At 63.4% G+C, this 16,588-nt stretch carries 15 protein-coding genes; 12 read left to right on the top strand and 3 right to left on the bottom strand.

Annotation, left to right across the window (positions count from 1 at the left end):
- Positions 1-29: 29 nt before the first annotated feature.
- Entirely contained in the window at positions 30-563 is a 534-nt protein-coding gene (locus ACKUUH_RS11315) for a PAS domain-containing protein (RefSeq protein WP_407950022.1), read from the bottom strand.
- 78 nt (positions 564-641) lie between these two features.
- On the bottom strand, positions 642-1,397 hold the full coding sequence (gene tpiA, locus ACKUUH_RS11320; protein WP_407950023.1) for a triose-phosphate isomerase: 756 nt from the start codon (positions 1,395-1,397) through the stop codon (positions 642-644).
- A gap of 636 nt (positions 1,398-2,033) precedes the next feature.
- On the opposite strand from tpiA, the gene ACKUUH_RS11325 reads away from it, so the two are divergent.
- The 11 genes from ACKUUH_RS11325 (at position 2,034) to lexA (ending at position 12,712) form a co-directional block, all read left to right on the top strand.
- Positions 2,034-2,375: a hypothetical protein gene (locus ACKUUH_RS11325; RefSeq protein ID WP_407950024.1), complete on the top strand. Its 342-nt coding sequence runs from the start codon at positions 2,034-2,036 to the stop codon at positions 2,373-2,375.
- 168 nt (positions 2,376-2,543) lie between these two features.
- A complete protein-coding gene (locus ACKUUH_RS11330; RefSeq protein WP_407950025.1) occupies positions 2,544-4,445 on the top strand; it encodes a SurA N-terminal domain-containing protein in 1,902 nt (633 codons plus the stop codon).
- Positions 4,442-5,953, top strand: coding sequence for an anthranilate synthase component I (trpE, locus tag ACKUUH_RS11335; RefSeq protein ID WP_407950026.1), 1,512 nt, complete (start codon positions 4,442-4,444; stop codon positions 5,951-5,953). Before ACKUUH_RS11330 ends, trpE begins: the two co-directional genes overlap by 4 nt.
- Before the next feature lie 217 nt (positions 5,954-6,170).
- A complete protein-coding gene (locus ACKUUH_RS11340; protein WP_407950027.1) occupies positions 6,171-6,764 on the top strand; it encodes an anthranilate synthase component II in 594 nt (197 codons plus the stop codon).
- Between the two features lie 17 nt (positions 6,765-6,781).
- Positions 6,782-7,807 (top strand): anthranilate phosphoribosyltransferase, encoded by a 1,026-nt coding sequence (trpD, locus tag ACKUUH_RS11345; RefSeq protein ID WP_407950028.1) that lies wholly within the window; start codon positions 6,782-6,784, stop codon positions 7,805-7,807.
- Positions 7,800-8,597 carry an indole-3-glycerol phosphate synthase TrpC gene (gene trpC / locus ACKUUH_RS11350; protein ID WP_407950029.1) on the top strand — a complete coding sequence of 266 codons (798 nt, stop codon included), beginning with the start codon at positions 7,800-7,802 and terminating at the stop codon, positions 8,595-8,597. Before trpD ends, trpC begins: the two co-directional genes overlap by 8 nt.
- Positions 8,598-8,753: 156 nt before the next feature.
- The gene (locus tag ACKUUH_RS11355) at positions 8,754-9,263 is read left to right on the top strand and encodes a GNAT family N-acetyltransferase (protein ID WP_407950030.1); all 510 of its coding nucleotides are present in this window, start codon (positions 8,754-8,756) and stop codon (positions 9,261-9,263) included.
- A gap of 35 nt (positions 9,264-9,298) precedes the next feature.
- The gene (kdsA, locus tag ACKUUH_RS11360; protein WP_407950031.1) at positions 9,299-10,147 is read left to right on the top strand and encodes a 3-deoxy-8-phosphooctulonate synthase; all 849 of its coding nucleotides are present in this window, start codon (positions 9,299-9,301) and stop codon (positions 10,145-10,147) included.
- A gap of 36 nt (positions 10,148-10,183) precedes the next feature.
- Positions 10,184-10,669 (top strand): cyclic pyranopterin monophosphate synthase MoaC, encoded by a 486-nt coding sequence (gene moaC, locus ACKUUH_RS11365; protein WP_407950032.1) that lies wholly within the window; start codon positions 10,184-10,186, stop codon positions 10,667-10,669.
- Positions 10,670-10,672: 3 nt separating this feature from the next.
- Entirely contained in the window at positions 10,673-11,884 is a 1,212-nt protein-coding gene (glp, locus tag ACKUUH_RS11370) for a gephyrin-like molybdotransferase Glp (protein ID WP_407950033.1), read from the top strand.
- A 114-nt stretch (positions 11,885-11,998) separates the two neighbouring features.
- Positions 11,999-12,712: a transcriptional repressor LexA gene (gene lexA, locus ACKUUH_RS11375; RefSeq protein ID WP_322314424.1), complete on the top strand. Its 714-nt coding sequence runs from the start codon at positions 11,999-12,001 to the stop codon at positions 12,710-12,712.
- On the opposite strand, the gene ACKUUH_RS11380 is transcribed toward lexA, so the two are convergent.
- Positions 12,706-14,862, bottom strand: coding sequence for a ComEC/Rec2 family competence protein (locus ACKUUH_RS11380; protein ID WP_407950034.1), 2,157 nt, complete (start codon positions 14,860-14,862; stop codon positions 12,706-12,708). The two genes, lexA and ACKUUH_RS11380, sit on opposite strands and share 7 nt — an antisense overlap.
- 252 nt (positions 14,863-15,114) lie before the next feature.
- Between ACKUUH_RS11380 and gltX the strand changes: the two genes are divergently transcribed.
- Positions 15,115-16,527, top strand: a complete 1,413-nt coding sequence (gltX, locus tag ACKUUH_RS11385; protein ID WP_407950035.1) for a glutamate--tRNA ligase — start codon at positions 15,115-15,117, stop codon at positions 16,525-16,527.
- The last annotated feature ends 61 nt before the right edge of the window (positions 16,528-16,588 follow it).

Below are 16,588 nucleotides of genomic sequence, written 5' to 3' on the forward strand. Positions count from 1 at the left end.
TCAAATACCGATGGCAGCGCCCTCCCGCATCACGTCTTCGGGACACCCGCGCCTATGTCGATCCACTCCCCCTTCCCGATCTCCAGGATCCGGAAGTCGTCGCCGCCGTGCAGCCCCGACACCTCCCGCACGCTCATGAGCGCCATGACGATCCATGTGCCCGTCTTCCCGTTGAAGAGCGGCAGGTCGAGCGCTTCGCATTTCAAGGTGTAGCCGGTCGCCGCCTGAATCGTGATTGGAAAGCGCCCGCCGCAGGGGACTGTGATCAACGGCTCGCTCGCGGCAAAGAACGAACCCATCGCATCCTGTTCCAGCAGGTCGAGATACTTCTTCTTGGTCGGATCGAAGCCCAGCACTTCCGTCAGCTTCGTGCCTGCGAAGCGGAAAGTTGCGGATTCAAGATCGGCATATTCGACCATCACCATCATCGGCATCAGCCGGCGGATCGCCAGCGGATCGAAATGCCTCCGGTCGGGCACAACGCCGTCATCCCTCGGCAGTGCGCGCCAATAGTCGAAGAATTGCAGGCTTTCGTCCGTGCCGAAATGCGGGATAGCGTCCATTGCTATATCCGATACTTGCGCCCCCACAGCACATTTGTCGCAGCGGATTCATCCCATTGCAAGCGCAGGCATGCAGCATCAAAGATAAGCAGAGATAATTCCCCAGAAGTCGTCCGCCTTGAGACTCGCCCCGCCGACCAGCGCGCCGTTCACGTTCGGCACTGCCATCAACTCGGCCGCGTTCGATGGCTTCACCGATCCGCCATAGAGAATGCGCATCTTCGCGCCTTCTGTCCCAAACCGGGACTCGAGCGCCTTGCGGATTGCCGCATGGACCTTCGCCACATCGTCCGGCGTCGGCGTGCGGCCGGTGCCGATGGCCCAGACCGGTTCATAGGCAATGACCGTCGTCTTGGCCGTCGATGCGTCCGGCAGCGAGCCCTTGAGCTGTGTACGGATGACCTTGAGCGTCTCGCCCGCGTCGCGCTCGGCTTCCGTCTCGCCGACGCAGACGATGGCAACCAGCCCCGCGCGATGCGCGGCTTCCGCCTTCGCCCGCACGGCGGCGTCGGTCTCGCCATGGTCGGCGCGGCGTTCGGAGTGCCCGGCGATGACATGAGAGGCGCCCGCGTCCTTCAGCATCTCCGCCGAGATATCGCCCGTATGCGCGCCGCTTTCCTTCGCGTGGCAATCCTGGCCGCCGATGGCGATCTTCGTGCCCTTCGCCGTCTCCTTCAGCGTCGCGATCAAGGTGGCGGGCGGGCAGATGAGAACGTCGCAGGCGGGTTTCGACGTCGCGAGCTTCTTCGCCAGCGCCGTCACTTCCTTCTTCGAGGCTTTCACCCCGTTCATCTTCCAGTTGCCTGCCACCAGCGCCTTCACGCGTGCCGCCATCTTCTTGCTCCGCTCTTCGATCCAGGTGCGTCCGTTTAGCAGATGCCCCCGCACCCGCCAACATACGCGCGGCGCATGGGTCAAATAGACCTGAGTGAAATAGAACACAGTCACCTTGAAATTTTCATTTCGATGACTGATCGATTGGCAAGTAAACGACTCAGGTGTAGCTTGCGCGCCATGGAAAAGCGTTGTCATCAATCGGTCGTGAAGACCTTCGGTTGGAACTACTCGCCTTCGGGGCCGGGTCGCTTGCGCGTGCGCTGAACAAGCCTGCAAAATCGACGTTTAGGAGCCCCATCCACCAGATCGGGGCTCTTGTGTTTTCAGAACTCCGGTCATCGAGCCACCCTCGTGTTCCGGGAGTTCAACATGTTCATCGAATACTTCTGTCCGCCGCATGACGGCGGCGGCCCCCGCGCCTTCCCCTCTGCCGCACCGGCATGGGAAATCCGCGGCCCTCCTGCCTTCCCGCGCTGCTGATCTCACAATCGTCACCGGCCATGGCCATCCGCCATAACGGCTCTTCGTATCGCGAGGGACCGGACGATCAAGTCTTGCCTGCTGTCCGGCGCCACAAATACTCAACGAATATTTTGCCGTTCTCCGCCCCGCGGAGACGGATGGAGGTTTCTCATGCTTGCCGCCACCGCGTCCTGGACCGTCCGCAATGCCCGCACCGCAGGCGTTACCGCCGCCATGGCCGCTTTCACTGTCACCGTCTTCAATACGGAGGCACCCGCCACCCTGCTCGACGGCCTTGCGGTCTTCCTGCCGGCGCTCGAGGCGGCGCTGCCCGCGCTCCTCTTTGCCTATGTGCGTGACGAGGAGCCTCACATGCTGGGGCCGGTCTTCGCCCTCCTGCTCTGGGGAAGCGCCAGCTTCGTCGCCATGTGGGCACTTGCCGCGATGACGCTCGCGGGGATCGACGCCTATGTCCGCTTCGGCGCCCCGCCCGTCTTCCATGTCCCCCTGTGAAGGCGGGCGGCGGCACCGTGCCGTCGGCATTTTCCAAGGAAAATCAAGCCGGAAGCCGCTCCGATCCGCTTGCGGGGGCAAGGTCCCGCACCTATCATGCCGCCCTCCCGCAAGGGGGTGGCGGCCTGTCCGGGCCGCCGGCAGAGGGGCTCCAGACAGAAAGACCGCATGATGCTCGATTCACTCCGTAGAAGCGCCTCCGGCTGGGTAGCCAAGCTTCTGATCGGCCTGCTCGCCGTCAGTTTCGCGGTCTGGGGCATTGCCGACATCTTCTCGGGCTTCGGCGGCAACACGCTGGCCCAGGTGGGCGACGAGGAAATCGACGGCGTCGCCTTCGAGCGCGAGCTCCGCGCCGAGATGGATCGCTTCTCGCAGCGCCTCGGCCAGCCGGTGACGCTCGAACAGGCGCGGCGCTTCGGCATCGACCGGGCGGCGCTCTCCCGCCTCATCAGCGTGGCTGCGCTCGACGGTGCGGCAAAGGATCTGGGGCTCGCCGTCGGCGACGACGCCGTCGGCCAGGCCATCCTGACCGACCCCAACCTGCAGGGCGGTTTCGGCCGCTTCGACCGCGAGCTGTTCCGCCAGACCCTGCGCGCGAACGGCGTCAGCGAGGAGCGCTTCGTCGAGCAGCGCCGCAAGGCCATGGCGCGCGACCAGCTCATCACCTCCCTCTCCCTGGGCGTTGCGGCGCCGGGTGCGCTCGTGAAGGTCGTTGCGAACTATCAGGAAGAAACCCGCACCGCCGGGTACATCATCCTGCCGCCCTCGCTCGCCGGCGAGATCGAGGATCCGGACGCGGAAACGCTGCAGTCCTTCTACGAAGCGGGCGCGGCCGCCTTCACCCTGCCGGAAACGCGCGACATCAGCTTCATGGTTCTCGAACCCGAACACATCACGCAGACCATGACGATTTCCGAGGACGACCTGCGCGAGGCCTATGAGCAGCGGCGCGGCGACTACGACGTGCCGGAACGCCGCGAAGTCCAACAGGTCACCTTCGGCACCGAGGACGCCGCGAAGGAAGCGCTCGAAAAGCTTCGCTCCGGCACGGAGACCGAAACCATCGTGCAGGGTCTCGGCCTCACCATGGAGGATGTCGATCTCGGCAATGTGTCGCGTGGAGAAATGCTGTCGCCTGAGCTCGCGGATGCGGCCTTCTCGATCGAAAGCGGTGCGTGGAGCGAGCCGGTGAAGGGCCCGCTTGGCTGGTCTGTCTTCCATGTCGGTGCGATTTCGGAAGCAAAGCCCAGCACCTATGAAGAGGTGAAGGACAAGCTGCGCCAGACGCTCGAACTCGAGATGGCCCAGGAACAGATCTACGACATCCAGAACAGCATCGAGGATGCGCGCGCGGGCGGCGAACCGCTCGAAAGCATCGCGACGCGTTACAACCTCAACCTGCGCCAGATCAGCGGTGTGACGCAGGACGGAAAGACCCGCAAGGGAGATCCGGTCGAACTGCCGGAGGCGCTGCCCGAACTCCTGGAGACGGCCTACAGCAACGGCGCGGGCGAACAGATTCCACCGCTTGCGACGACCGAGCAGGGCTACTACTGGGTGCAGGTCGACGCGGTGACACCCGCGGCCGTTCAACCGCTCGACGAAGTGCGGGACCGCGTGCTCACCATCTGGAAGCAGAGAGAGCGTTCCACGCGTCTCGAGGCGTTGGCGGAAAAGCTTGCAGCGCGCGGTAATGCGGGGGAGAGCTTCGACAAGATTGCGGCCGAGCTGGATCGCGGCGTTCTCACCATGCCGAAAATTCCCCGCAACGCGCAGAACGATACCTTCTCGCGGACGGCGGTCGCCAAGCTCTTCGCCACACCCGAAGGCGGTTTTGCCTCTGGCCCGGTCGGCCTCGGCGAAAGCCTCCTTCTGATGCAGGTGAAGAAAGTTCACGAGCCGTCGCTCGACAAGGGCTCCGACAAATACGCCGAAATCCAGAATGGTGTCCGGGACTCGATCCAGACGGACATTCTGCAATCCTTCGTCGTCGGCTACCAGAAGGAGCTCGGCGTCGAGGTCAACACGAGCCTCTACGAGCAGATGACTGCGACGGACAGCACAAGATGATCCTGCCCGAGTTCGAGCCCTTCGAAGCTGCGTACAACGCCGGCACGGCGCAGGTTGTCTATACGCGTCTCGTCGCCGACCTGGAGACGCCCGTCTCCGCCATGCTGAAGATCGCCGAGGGCAAGCCCAACAGCTTCCTTCTCGAATCGGTCGAGGGCGGCGATGCGCGCAACCGCTATTCGATCATCGGCCTCAAGCCGGACGTCATCTGGCGAACCCAGGGCGACCACGCAGAGATCAACCGCAAGGCGCGCTTCGACGATGCCGCCTACGAGCCCTGTCCCGGCGGCGCGCTGAAGAGCCTGCGCGATTTCATCGAGGAAAGCCGGATCGAGCTCCCGGAAGAACTGCCACCCATGGCGGCGGGTGTCTTCGGCTATATGAGCTACGACATGGTGCGCCTCATGGAGCACCTGCCGAACCAGAACCCGGACGCGCTCTATCTTCCCGACGGCATCTTCCTGCGCCCGACCATCATCGCCGTGTTCGATTCCGTGAAGGATGAAGTGACGCTGGTGACGCCGGTCAGGCCCGAGCCCGGCGTCGGCGCCCGCGCCGCCTATGCGCGCGCGAGCGAACGGCTTTCGGACGTCATCGCGGATTTCGACCGCGCCCTGCCGCACGGCTCACAGCAGGCAGACATCGCCGCCCTCGAAGAGCCCCAGTCGAACACGCCGCGCGACACCTATTACGGCATGGTGGCCCGCGCGAAGGAATACATCGCCGCAGGCGACATTTTCCAGGTCGTGCTCTCGCAGCGCTTCGAAACGCCATTCGAGCTGCCGCCCTTCGCGCTTTACCGCGCGCTCCGGCGCATCAATCCCTCGCCGTTCCTCTACTTCCTCAACTTCGAGAACTTCTCGATTGTGGGGTCGAGCCCCGAAATCCTCGTCCGTGTCCGGAACAACAGGGTCACGATCCGCCCCATCGCGGGCACGCGCCATCGCGGAAAGAACAAGGCGGAAGACGAGGCGATTGCCGAGGAGCTTCTGGCCGATCCGAAGGAACGCGCCGAGCACCTGATGCTGCTCGACCTCGGCCGCAACGATGTCGGTCGCGTCTCGAAGATCGGCACGGTCGAGGCAACGGAGCGCTTCGCGCTGCAGTTCACCTCGCATCTCATTCACATCGTCTCGAATGTCGAGGGCGATCTCGACCCCGCCTATGACGCGATTTCGGCGCTCGTCGCCGGCTTCCCCGCGGGAACGGTGTCGGGCGCGCCCAAGGTCCGCGCCATGGAAATCATCGACGAACTCGAACTCGAAAAACGCGGACCCTATGCGGGCTGCGTCGGCTATTTCTCGGCGGCCGGCGAAATGGACACCTGCATCGTGCTGCGCACCGCCATCGTCAAGGACGGCAAGATGTACGTTCAGGCGGGCGGCGGCGTGGTCGCCGATTCAAGCCCCGAGGGCGAGCATCAGGAAAGCGTCAACAAGGCAAAGGCGCTCTTCCGCGCGGCCGAGGAAGCGGTGCGCTACGCCTCGCAGGCGGGCAAGCGGCAGTAGACGCCGCCGCCTTCAGAAATTGAAGGCGAAACCCGCCCCCACGGAGACGCCGCTTTCGCCCTGTATGGTTCTCGCAATGTAAACGGCTCTACATTCCTTGCCGGTACATCGCATAGCCCGAATCGGGCATCGCTGCTAAACCTTGCGACCCTCTCGCTCCGGCGCCTATATAGTGGCCTCAAGCGGCCTTTTCGGCTGCAAAACCAAGGTTCGGGCCATGCTGCTCCTTATCGATAACTACGACAGCTTCACCTACAACCTGGTCCATTTCCTGGGCGAGTTGGGGGCTGAGGCGCGCGTCCACCGGAATGACAAGATCACGGTCAACGAGGCTCTTTCGGAACGCCCCCAGGCGATCGTCCTCTCGCCCGGCCCCTGCGACCCCGGCAAGGCGGGCATCTGCCTCGATCTCATCCAGGCCGCTGCCGCGCATCGCATTCCGCTTCTCGGCGTCTGTCTCGGCCATCAGGCCATCGGTCAGTCCTTCGGCGGCAAGGTCGTTCGCGCGCCAACCCTCATGCACGGCAAGTTGAGCGCCATCCATCATGGCGGCAAAGGCATCTTCCAGTATCTGCCGAGCCCCATCGAGGCGACGCGCTATCATTCGCTCATCGTCGAACGCGAAAGCCTGCCGGATTGCCTCGAAATCACGGCCTGGACCAATGACGGCATCATCATGGGCATGCAGCACAAGGAACTGCCCATCCATGGCGTCCAGTTCCACCCGGAAAGCATCGCCTCCGAGCATGGGCACGACATCCTGCGTAATTTCCTGCAGCTCGCGGGCATGAACACGCGCGAACTGGCCTGAAGGGAAAAGCGGGGGCTATGACCGACTTCAAGACCATCATTGCCCGGCTCGCGGAAGGCCGGCCGCTCGACGCCACAATGGCGCGCGCCGCCTTCGAGACCGTCATGTCCGGCGAGGCGACGCCGGCGCAGATCGCGGCCTTCCTGATGGGGCTTCGCGTGCGCGGCGAAACGGTCGAGGAGATCACGGCGGGCGCCATCGTCATGCGGGAGCGCGCGCTTCGCGTCACCGCGCCTGCGGATGCCATCGACATCGTCGGCACGGGCGGTGACGGCATCGGTACATGGAACATTTCCACTGCCGTCGCCATCGTCGTTGCGGCTGCCGGCGTTCCCGTCGCAAAGCACGGCAACCGCAAGGCTTCCTCGCTTTCGGGCACGGCGGACGCGCTGCAGGAGCTCGGCGTCAATCTCGACATCGACCCGGTCACCATCGCGCGCTGTATCGAGCAGGCAGGCATCGGCTTCATGTTCGCGCAGGCGCATCATTCCGCCATGAAGCATGTCGCGCCGGTCCGCGCCGACCTCGGCATCAAGACCGTCTTCAACATGCTGGGGCCGCTTTCCAATCCGGCGCTCGTGAAACGCCAGTTGCTCGGCGTCTTCGCTGCCCAATGGGTCGTACCTTTCGCGGAAGCGCTCCGCAATCTCGGCTCCGACAGCGCCTGGGTCGTCCACGGCTCCGACGGCATGGACGAGATCACGACAACAGGCCCCTCCACTGTTGCCGAGCTCAAGGATGGCGCCATTCGCGTCTTCGAGGTGACACCCGAAGATGCAGGTCTGCCGCGCGCATCCGCCGAAGACCTGAAGGGCGGCAACCCGGCGGAAAATGCCGCCGCCATCCGACGCCTCTTCGATGGCGAAGCGGGTGCCTATCGCGATATCGTGCTGCTCAATACCGCGGCCGCGCTCATCGTCTCGGGCAAGGCATCAAGCCTCAAGGACGGCGCCGTGGCGGCCGCCCGGATCATCGACAGCGGCGCGGCAAAGGCGACGCTCGCGAAGCTCGTCGCGGTCTCGAACGGGAAATCCGATGTCTGACATTCTCGAAAAGATCGGCGCCTACAAGCTTGAGGAGATTGCCGCCGCGAAGCGGGCGCATCCGCTTGCTTCCATAGAGAAGGCAGCCCGCGCAGCGTCGCCTGTGCGTGGTTTCGCCTCCGCGCTTCGGACCCGCATCGCCGATGGCGGCTATGCGCTCATCGCCGAGATCAAGAAAGCGAGCCCGTCCAAGGGGCTCATCCGCGCGGATTTCGATCCGCCCGCGCTTGCACGCGCCTATGAGGCGGGCGGCGCGACCTGTCTTTCCGTCCTGACGGACGCGCCTTCCTTCCAGGGAGCGCCGGACTATCTCGCCGCCGCGCGTGCCGCGACCGCCCTTCCCGTCATCCGCAAGGACTTCATGTACGACCCCTACCAGGTCACCGAAGCGCGTGCGATGGGAGCGGACGCCATTCTCATCATCATGGCGGCTGTTTCCGATGCGCAGGCCGCCGAAATCGAGCAGGCAGCTTTCGGCTGGAAGATGGACGTGCTTGTGGAGGTTCACGATGAAGACGAGCTGACGCGCGCCCTCGCCCTCAAGAGCCCTCTTCTCGGGATCAACAACCGGAACCTGAAGACCTTCGAGACGACACTCGCGACGACGGAGCGGCTCGCCCCCCTCGTTCCGGACGACCGCCTCATCGTCGGCGAGAGCGGTATCTTCAGCCATGCCGATATCCTGCGCCTTTCGGATGTTGGTGTACGGACGTTTCTGGTCGGCGAGAGCCTGATGCGGCAGAAGGATGTGGAGGCAGCGACGCGCGCTTTGCTGTCGCCTCCCGCCTGACCGCGCGCGACATCGCCCGCCGGATGTCCGGAACCGGGGACAAGATTTTTTACCCCCCGTATCGGCATCCCCGTTTATCCCCGCACCGGGGATATCCTGGCGATATGTGACGTTTCGATAACATTTCGATGACAGACGGCCTTTTGGACGCCCAAAATGACCTATGATATCCGCACCTGCGAACCCACGGACGTCGAGCATTTCGCCGCCATCGAGAAGGCCGCGGGGGCCTTGTTCGTGGAAGCGGGCTTGCCTGAAATCGCTTCCCACGAGCCTACCGACAAGGAATTCATCGACGCCTCGGCGCGCGCCGGCGCCGTCTTCGTCGCCACGGCTGACGGCACGCCCGCCGGTTTCATTCTCTCGGCCCCGCTCGACCGCTCCATGCATATCTATGAATTGTCCGTACACCCCTTACATGGGCGCAAGGGTCTTGGTCGCAAGCTTGTCGACGCCGTCTGCGAGCACGCCCGCGACAGCAGCTATCCGGCGGTCACGCTGTCGACGTTCCGCGACTTGCCCTGGAACGGCCCCTTCTATGTATCTTGCGGGTTTCGCGAGCTTGCCCGGCACGAGTGGACGCCTGCCCTGTTCCTCGCGCATTATCACGAGCAGGATATGGGATTGCCCGTCGAGCGGCGCTGCTTCATGCGCAAAGACCTGTAAATTCTTCACTGCCAACAAAGAAAGTGATGCGGATCATGACCGTCCTCAAGCTTCCCAAATGGAACATGGCAATCGGCGATGGCGAGCCGCTTCTCTGCATTGCCGGCCTTAATGTTCTTGAGGACCTCGATCTTACGATTGCAACGGCGGAGCATCTTCAATCGGTGCTCGGCGAGCTGAAACTTCCCTTCGTCTTCAAGGCGAGCTTCGACAAGGCGAACCGTTCCTCGATCAAGAGCTATCGTGGACCGGGCCTCAAGGACGGCCTCGCCATGCTTGCGGAAGTGAAGCAGCGCTTCAATGTTCCGATCTGCACCGACATCCACGAAGAGGCACAGGCCGAAGCCATTGCCGAGGTCGCTGACCTCGTGCAGATACCGGCATTCCTTTGCCGTCAGACGGACCTCGTGGTCGCGGCCGCACGAGCGACGCACAAGGCGGGCGGGCTACTCCATGTGAAGAAGGGTCAGTTCCTCGCGCCCTGGGATTGCCGCAACATCCTTTCCAAGATCGCGGAGGCAGCGGCACCCGACATGACGATCCTCTGCGAGCGCGGCGCATCCTTCGGCTACAACAATCTCATCGTCGACATGCTCGCTTTCGACGAGATGAAAAAGCTCGGCGCGCCGGTAACTATCGATGCGACGCATGCCGTGCAGCTTCCGGGCGCCGATCCGCGCACGCAGGGCGCCTCGACCGGCGGCCGCCGCAGCGGCGTTCCCATCATCGCGAAAGCTGCCGTCGCGGCAGGCGCAAACGGCGTCTTCCTCGAATTCCATCCGGAACCCGACAAGGCGCTTTGCGACGGGCCGAGCTGTCTTCCGCTTGATGGCGCGGCGAAGCTTTTCGCAAGCCTCAAGTCCATTCACGCGGCAGCGAACTGACGAGCGGAACTTCGGCTCCGGGAAAGGAAGACGCGCGTGGCAACGAAAAAGAAGCTGACGCATCTCGACGAGAAAGGCGCGGCCCGCATGGTGGACGTGTCGGAAAAGCCCGTCACGTCGCGCAGCGCAACCGCCAAGGGCCGCGTTACGATGAAAGCGTCGACGCTGAAGCTCATTCTCGATGATGGATTGAAGAAAGGCAACGCGCTCGAAGTCGCGCGGCTTGCAGGCATCATGGCGGCGAAGAAGACGTCGGATCTCATTCCGCTCTGCCATCCGCTCGCCATCTCGAAAGTCGATGTCGATCTCCGGCCCGACAAAAAGACGAACTCGGTCGAGGTGGAGGCAACGGTGAAAGTTGCCGGACAAACGGGTGTCGAAATGGAAGCGCTTACGGCGGTCAGCGTCGCCTGTCTCACGCTTTACGACATGGCGAAAGCCGTCGATCGCGGAATGAAGATCGGCGACATCCGGCTCACGGAAAAATCGGGCGGCAAGTCGGGCGACTACAAGGCGAAATAACCGATGGCACAACAACCTCTTCTGCCGGTCGAGGAAGCGCGGGCGCGCATTCTGGCAATGCTGCACACCACACCTGTCGAGACGGTTCCTCTCTCTCAGGCGCTCGGCCGTGTACTTGCTGAAGAGGCGATAGCACGTCGCACGCAACCGCCCGCAGATCTCTCCGCGATGGATGGCTATGCCGTCAGAGCTTCCGATGTTGTCGCCGTCCCCACGCGCCTCACGGTTGTCGGAGACGTACCCGCCGGCAGCTTTTACTCCAGACAGCTCAACGAGGGTGAGGCCGTTCGCATCTTCACGGGTGCCGCGCTCCCTCGTGGTGCGGATACGATCGTCATCCAGGAAGACACCGACCGCGAAGGCGAGGTTGTCGTCGTGAAGGAAGCTGCGGCTGCCGGGCAGCATGTCCGCGTGTGCGGTCTCGACTTCCGCACGGGCGATGCGGGCATGCCTGCGGGCCGCAAATTATCGCCCGCCGATATCGCCTTCGCCGCTGCGATGAATCTCGCAACGCTCAGCGTTCACAAACGGCCTGTCATTGCCTTCTTCTCGACCGGCGACGAACTCGTGCCGCCGGGAACCGAGCCCGGACCGAACCAGATCGTTTCGTCGAACAATGACGGACTTGCCGCCCTCATCCTCGAAGCGGGCGGCGAACCGCTCGACCTCGGCATTGCGCCCGATCGCACAGGCGCCATTCGCGATGCGGCGGAGCGCGCGCGCGATGCGGACATGCTGGTGACGCTTGGCGGCGCTTCGGTCGGCGAACACGATCTCGTTCGCGAAGCGCTGATGCCGCTCGGTCTCGATATCGATTTCTGGAAGATCGCGATGCGTCCCGGAAAGCCGCTGATGTATGGCTCTCTCAACGGCAAGCCCATGCTCGGCCTACCCGGTAATCCGGTGTCGGCTTATGTCTGTGCGGTACTCTTCCTCAAACCCGCCATACAGCGCATGCAGGGCGGCGACAGCGCGCTTCGCACCACCCTCGCCCGGCTCGGCCGCGACCTGCCCGCCAATGGATCGCGCGAGGACTACGTCCGCGCCGGCCTCGATCACATTCACGGCGAACTTCCCGTGGCGACGCCCTTCGAACTCCAGGACAGCTCCATGCTTTCGATCCTGGCGGATGCCGGCTGCCTCATCATCCGCGCGCCCGGCGCGGAAGCCATGAATGCGGGCGGCATCGTGACCGTGCTACCGCTCCGCGTCTGACTTATCCACAAATGCGCTTGACACACCCACGAGAACCAAACTAGAACAAGCTCAAGTGTTTTTGTTTTGTTCCGAGGGCCGCCGGCCCCGAAGCAGACGGAGGGGCCAGGGCCTATGCTGACGCGGAAACAACACGAACTGCTGATGTTCATCCATGAGCGGATCAAGGAAGGCGGCGTTTCCCCCAGCTTCGACGAGATGAAGGATGCGCTGGATCTCCGTTCTAAATCCGGCATTCACCGGCTCATTACGGCGCTCGAAGAGCGCGGCTTCATCCGCCGGCTTCCGCATCGCGCGCGTGCTCTCGAAATTCTCAAGCTTCCCGAGGCGGCCTCGCCAAGCCTTGCCATATCGCGCGGCAGGGGCTTCTCGCCCAGCGTCATCGAAGGCGGGGCCCGATCGAGGCAGACGAGTCGCGATCTCGCGCCGGCGCGCGAGTCGGGAGATACGATGACGCTTTCGGTGATGGGCCGCATCGCCGCCGGCACGCCGATCGAGGCACTGCAGGAAGAAAGCCATCAAGTCAGCGTACCGCTTACGCTTCTCGGTTCGGGCGAGCACTACGCGCTTGAGGTGAAGGGCGACTCGATGATTGAGGCCGGCATCCTCGACGGCGACACGGTGCTCATCCAGCGTTGTGACACAGCAACGAGCGGCGACATCGTGGTCGCGCTCGTCGATGGCTATGAGGCGACGTTGAAGCGGCTCCGCAAGAAGGGCGACTCGATTGCGCTTGAAGCCGCGAACCCGGCTTACGAAACCCGCATCTTCGGTCCCGATCGCGTCAAGGTTCAGGGCAAGCTTGTCGGCCTTCTACGCCGTTACTGACGCCCGCTGCTTCGCTGGACCCAAGGCCTTGCGCCGCGCACCTCGCGCGCTGTGACGATGTGCGGGGTGCCGTCAGGCGCAAGCGTTACCGTCGTCGCGCCATTCCGCCAGAAGAAGAAATAGTCAAGCAGCAGCCGTGCCGAACACTCGTTTCGAATGCGGCGTGGCACCGGGACCCTGGCGATGACGATGTCGGCTTTGTCGCAATCTTCCACAACTGCTGCGATGTTTGACGAAAATGCGATCGCCGGGCGGCCATCCTCGCGGTAGAGGCATCCCTCTGGATCGCAATCGATGAATTCCGATCTGGCAGCCTCACGCGCCGTTCTTGCGTCTCCCTCGTAGCGCAACCATTGCTCCGCCGCGTAGGAAGGTCGCGGTGCGGTGAGTGCAAGGTTTCCGTCAGCGGTGCGGACGGCAAAAAGTGCCGCGTCGCGATCGATCAGGATGTCGGGCGGCGTAACACTCCCCCAGAGACCAAGCCCGACCGCAAGCGGAACGAGTCCGGCATAACGCCAGTTCGCCCGCCACAGTGTCAGCCACAATGCCCCGAGCACGGCGACCACGAGAGCCGAGAGCGGTGCGGCGGGTACAAGCCGATCCGCCCCCTGCCATGCCGCCACTTCGCGCGCGACGATAAGCATACCATCGACGCCCTTTCCCATCACCCAGAGCGCGGGGCCATCGAGTCCGAAAGGCATCAGCAGCAAGGCAAGAAGCGCCATTGGCATCACAACGATGCCGACGATGGGCATCGCCGCCATGTTGCCCGCAAGGCCATAGATCGCAATGCGGTTGAAATGAAACGCCGCGATGACGCCTGTTGCCGTTCCGGCGACGATACTCGTCGATGCGATACCGAGGATGTAAGCGATACCGCGCGATGCCGCCGCTTCGAGCCCTGCGGCGCGGGGCCTCGACGACCACCTGCGCACCGGCTCGCTTTCATAGAATGCGATGAGCGCAATCACCGCCGCAAATGACATCTGAAAGCTCGCGCCTATCAGACTTTCAGGCCGCCACAATAGAATGACGGTCGCAGCAAGCATCACGTTGCGCATGCTGAGGGCGGGCCTGTCGAGCAGCACGGCGAGGAACATCAGGCAAATCATGATCCAGGCGCGCTGCGTCGCGACAGCCGCTCCGGATATCAGGAGGTAAAAAGTTGCGCCGAGAATGGCCACGGCCGCAGCCCATTTCTTGACGGGATAACGGAGCGCCAGCCCCGGTAGAAGCACGAGAAAGGCCCGCACAGCCCAGAATAGCGAGCCCGCGAACAGGACCATGTGAAGACCCGAAATCGAGAGCACGTGGTAGATGCCCGCCGCCCGCAGATCCGCTGAAATTTCGTCGGGAATACTTGCCCGCTCGCCCGTCACGAGAGCCGCGGCCACGGCACCGCTCGTACCGCCGATCCGCGTACGCATGCGCTCGCCGATTTTCATACGGAGTACCGTCAGCAGCTGCCCAGCGCCTGAAGGCGGTGCTACTTCTTCGGGGGCCGTGTAGGCAAACCCCACGGCCCCTATCGACGAGAACCAGGCCTGCCGCGCGAAGTCGAAACCGTTCGGCAAGACCGGTTCCGGCGGAGGCATGAGGCGCGCCCTCAACCTCACCTCCGCACCCGGCCGCAAGGCTGCACCGCGCAGCCTGACGTTCAATCTCACCTTCGCGGGCAGGCTTTCCGAAGACAGCTTCCCGAACGACACCGGTGCGAGAACGGCCGACAGGGCACCTGTTTCCGTCCTCTCGACAGTGAGCACATGTCCGACGAGATCTCCCGACATCGGCCGCTCAAGAACGGGGGCCGCCACGGCATGAAAACGTAGCACCGCCGCAACGAGGCCGACGGCGACACACAGAAGTGCCATTGAGATGGGCCCGGCAAGAGGCCGGTGCCTCGCGCGCCAGGCGAACCACGCCGCAACCGGAGGCGGCAGAAGCGCCGCCCAGAAAGGGGGCTCAAAACCCAGGCCGAAATAGAGCGCGATACCCGCCCCCATGAAGACGGGTATCCAGAGAAACAGCCGGTCATTGTCGGCCGCATAGGACGCCCGCAGCCAGGACGTGCAGGCGCCCAACGCCTCGCGAATCCCTCCCGCCAGCCTTAAGAGTGCCGGCCGCCAGTGCCCGTCCGCCGCAATCGCCACATAGCCTCCCAGCCGGATTTCCGCCGCCGCTCAAATCTCGTTAGGACTGCCCCCTAACTCCATTGCATCAAACACTTTTTCGTGTTCCTCACCCGGCATATTTCGGACTTACGCTGCGTCGGTGCGATGTGCTAGAAATCCCTGCCCCGCAGCTGACCTTCAAGGCATCATTGCCATAATTCGGGTCGAAGCTTGCCAACATTCATCGGAGTTGCCTAGCCGTGCGGCTGCGGAGCCGGATCGCAGGAGATCATGACGGAACAAAAGAAAGTCATCACCCGTTTCGCGCCGTCGCCCACCGGCTACCTCCATATTGGTGGCGCCCGGACAGCGTTGTTCAACTGGTTGTTCGCCCGCCATCACGGCGGCCGCTTCCTGTTGCGCATCGAAGATACGGATCGGGAGCGCTCGACCGAGAGCGCCATCGCCGCCATTTTCGAAGGCCTGAAATGGCTGGGGTTGGATTGGGACGAGGATCCCATTTTCCAGGCATCCCGCATGGCCCGTCACGCGGAAATCGCGCAGCGGCTGCTGAACGACGGGAATGCCTACCACTGCTATGCCAGTCAGGCGGAGCTCGAAGAGATGCGCGAACGGGCCCGCGCCGAAGGCCGCCCTGTGCGCTACGATGGCCGCTGGCGCGATCGCGACCCTGCCGATGCGCCTCCCGGCGTGAAACCCGTTGTGCGCTTTCGTTCGCCGAACGAGGGCGAAACGATTGTCCGTGACCATGTCATGGGCGAGGTGCGCTTTCCGAACGAACAGCTGGACGATCTCATCATTCTCCGCAGCGACGGCACGCCGACCTATAATCTGTCCGTCGTCGTGGACGACCACGATATGGGCATCACGCATATCGTTCGAGGCGATGACCACCTGACGAATGCGGGCCGTCAGAGCCAGATATATGCTGCGCTCGGCTGGGACGTTCCCGAGTTTGCCCATGTGCCACTCATCCACGGGCCGGATGGCGCGAAGCTCTCCAAGCGTCATGGCGCGCTTGGCGCCGAAGCCTACCGCGATATGGGCTACCTGCCGGAAGCCATGCGCAACTATCTGGTCCGCCTCGGCTGGAGCCATGGCGACGACGAAATTTTTTCGACCGATCAGGCAATCGAGTGGTTCAACCTTGAAAGCATCGGACGATCGCCCGCCCGCTTCGACTTTGCAAAGCTGGAAAGCCTCAACGGCCACTATATCCGCGAGGCCGATGATGAGCGGCTTGCCGACGAGGTGATCGCGCTGATGACGCGGCTCGACGGCTGGCAGGCGGACGATGTCTTCAGATCGAAGCTCGTTGCGCTGATGCCGGGCCTGAAAGAGCGCGCGAAGACGCTGGTCGAACTGGGCCGTGGGGCAGCCTTCCTCCTCGCTCGCCGGCCTCTCGCCTGCGACGAGAAAGCCAGCCAGCTTCTCAACGAAGAATCGCGAGCGCTTCTTTCCCGTCTCGTCCATCGGCTCGAAGCCGGGGACGACTGGGAAATCGCCGAAATCGAGGCAACGATCAGAGCCTTTGCGGAAGAAGAGAACCTGAAGCTCGGCAAGGTGGCGCAACCGCTGCGCGCCGCGGTAACGGGCAGCACCGTATCTCCACCCATATTCGACGTATTGGCGACGCTCGGGCGCGAAGAGTCGATTGGACGGATCAAGGACCAGGCAGCGTAAACCGGCCCTTGCGTCGGCGCCGCTGCGAGACAGAATGATGTTTAACGAACTGCCCGGCATT

Origin of the sequence: Parvibaculum sp. (assembly GCF_045863935.1) — a bacterium.
In the GTDB taxonomy this organism is placed as follows: Bacteria; Pseudomonadota; Alphaproteobacteria; order Parvibaculales; family Parvibaculaceae; genus Parvibaculum.

Coding starts and splice junctions, on each gene's coding strand:
- ACKUUH_RS11330 (WP_407950025.1), top strand. CDS start 2,544: ATGATGCTCGATTCACTCCGTAGAAGCGCCTCCGGCTGGGTAGCCAAG.
- trpD (WP_407950028.1), top strand. CDS start 6,782: ATGACCGACTTCAAGACCATCATTGCCCGGCTCGCGGAAGGCCGGCCG.
- kdsA (WP_407950031.1), top strand. CDS start 9,299: ATGACCGTCCTCAAGCTTCCCAAATGGAACATGGCAATCGGCGATGGC.
- ACKUUH_RS11315 (WP_407950022.1), bottom strand. CDS start 563: ATGGACGCTATCCCGCATTTCGGCACGGACGAAAGCCTGCAATTCTTC.
- tpiA (WP_407950023.1), bottom strand. CDS start 1,397: ATGGCGGCACGCGTGAAGGCGCTGGTGGCAGGCAACTGGAAGATGAAC.
- ACKUUH_RS11355 (WP_407950030.1), top strand. CDS start 8,754: ATGACCTATGATATCCGCACCTGCGAACCCACGGACGTCGAGCATTTC.
- trpC (WP_407950029.1), top strand. CDS start 7,800: ATGTCTGACATTCTCGAAAAGATCGGCGCCTACAAGCTTGAGGAGATT.
- trpE (WP_407950026.1), top strand. CDS start 4,442: ATGATCCTGCCCGAGTTCGAGCCCTTCGAAGCTGCGTACAACGCCGGC.
- gltX (WP_407950035.1), top strand. CDS start 15,115: ATGACGGAACAAAAGAAAGTCATCACCCGTTTCGCGCCGTCGCCCACC.
- glp (WP_407950033.1), top strand. CDS start 10,673: ATGGCACAACAACCTCTTCTGCCGGTCGAGGAAGCGCGGGCGCGCATT.
- ACKUUH_RS11325 (WP_407950024.1), top strand. CDS start 2,034: ATGCTTGCCGCCACCGCGTCCTGGACCGTCCGCAATGCCCGCACCGCA.
- ACKUUH_RS11340 (WP_407950027.1), top strand. CDS start 6,171: ATGCTGCTCCTTATCGATAACTACGACAGCTTCACCTACAACCTGGTC.
- lexA (WP_322314424.1), top strand. CDS start 11,999: ATGCTGACGCGGAAACAACACGAACTGCTGATGTTCATCCATGAGCGG.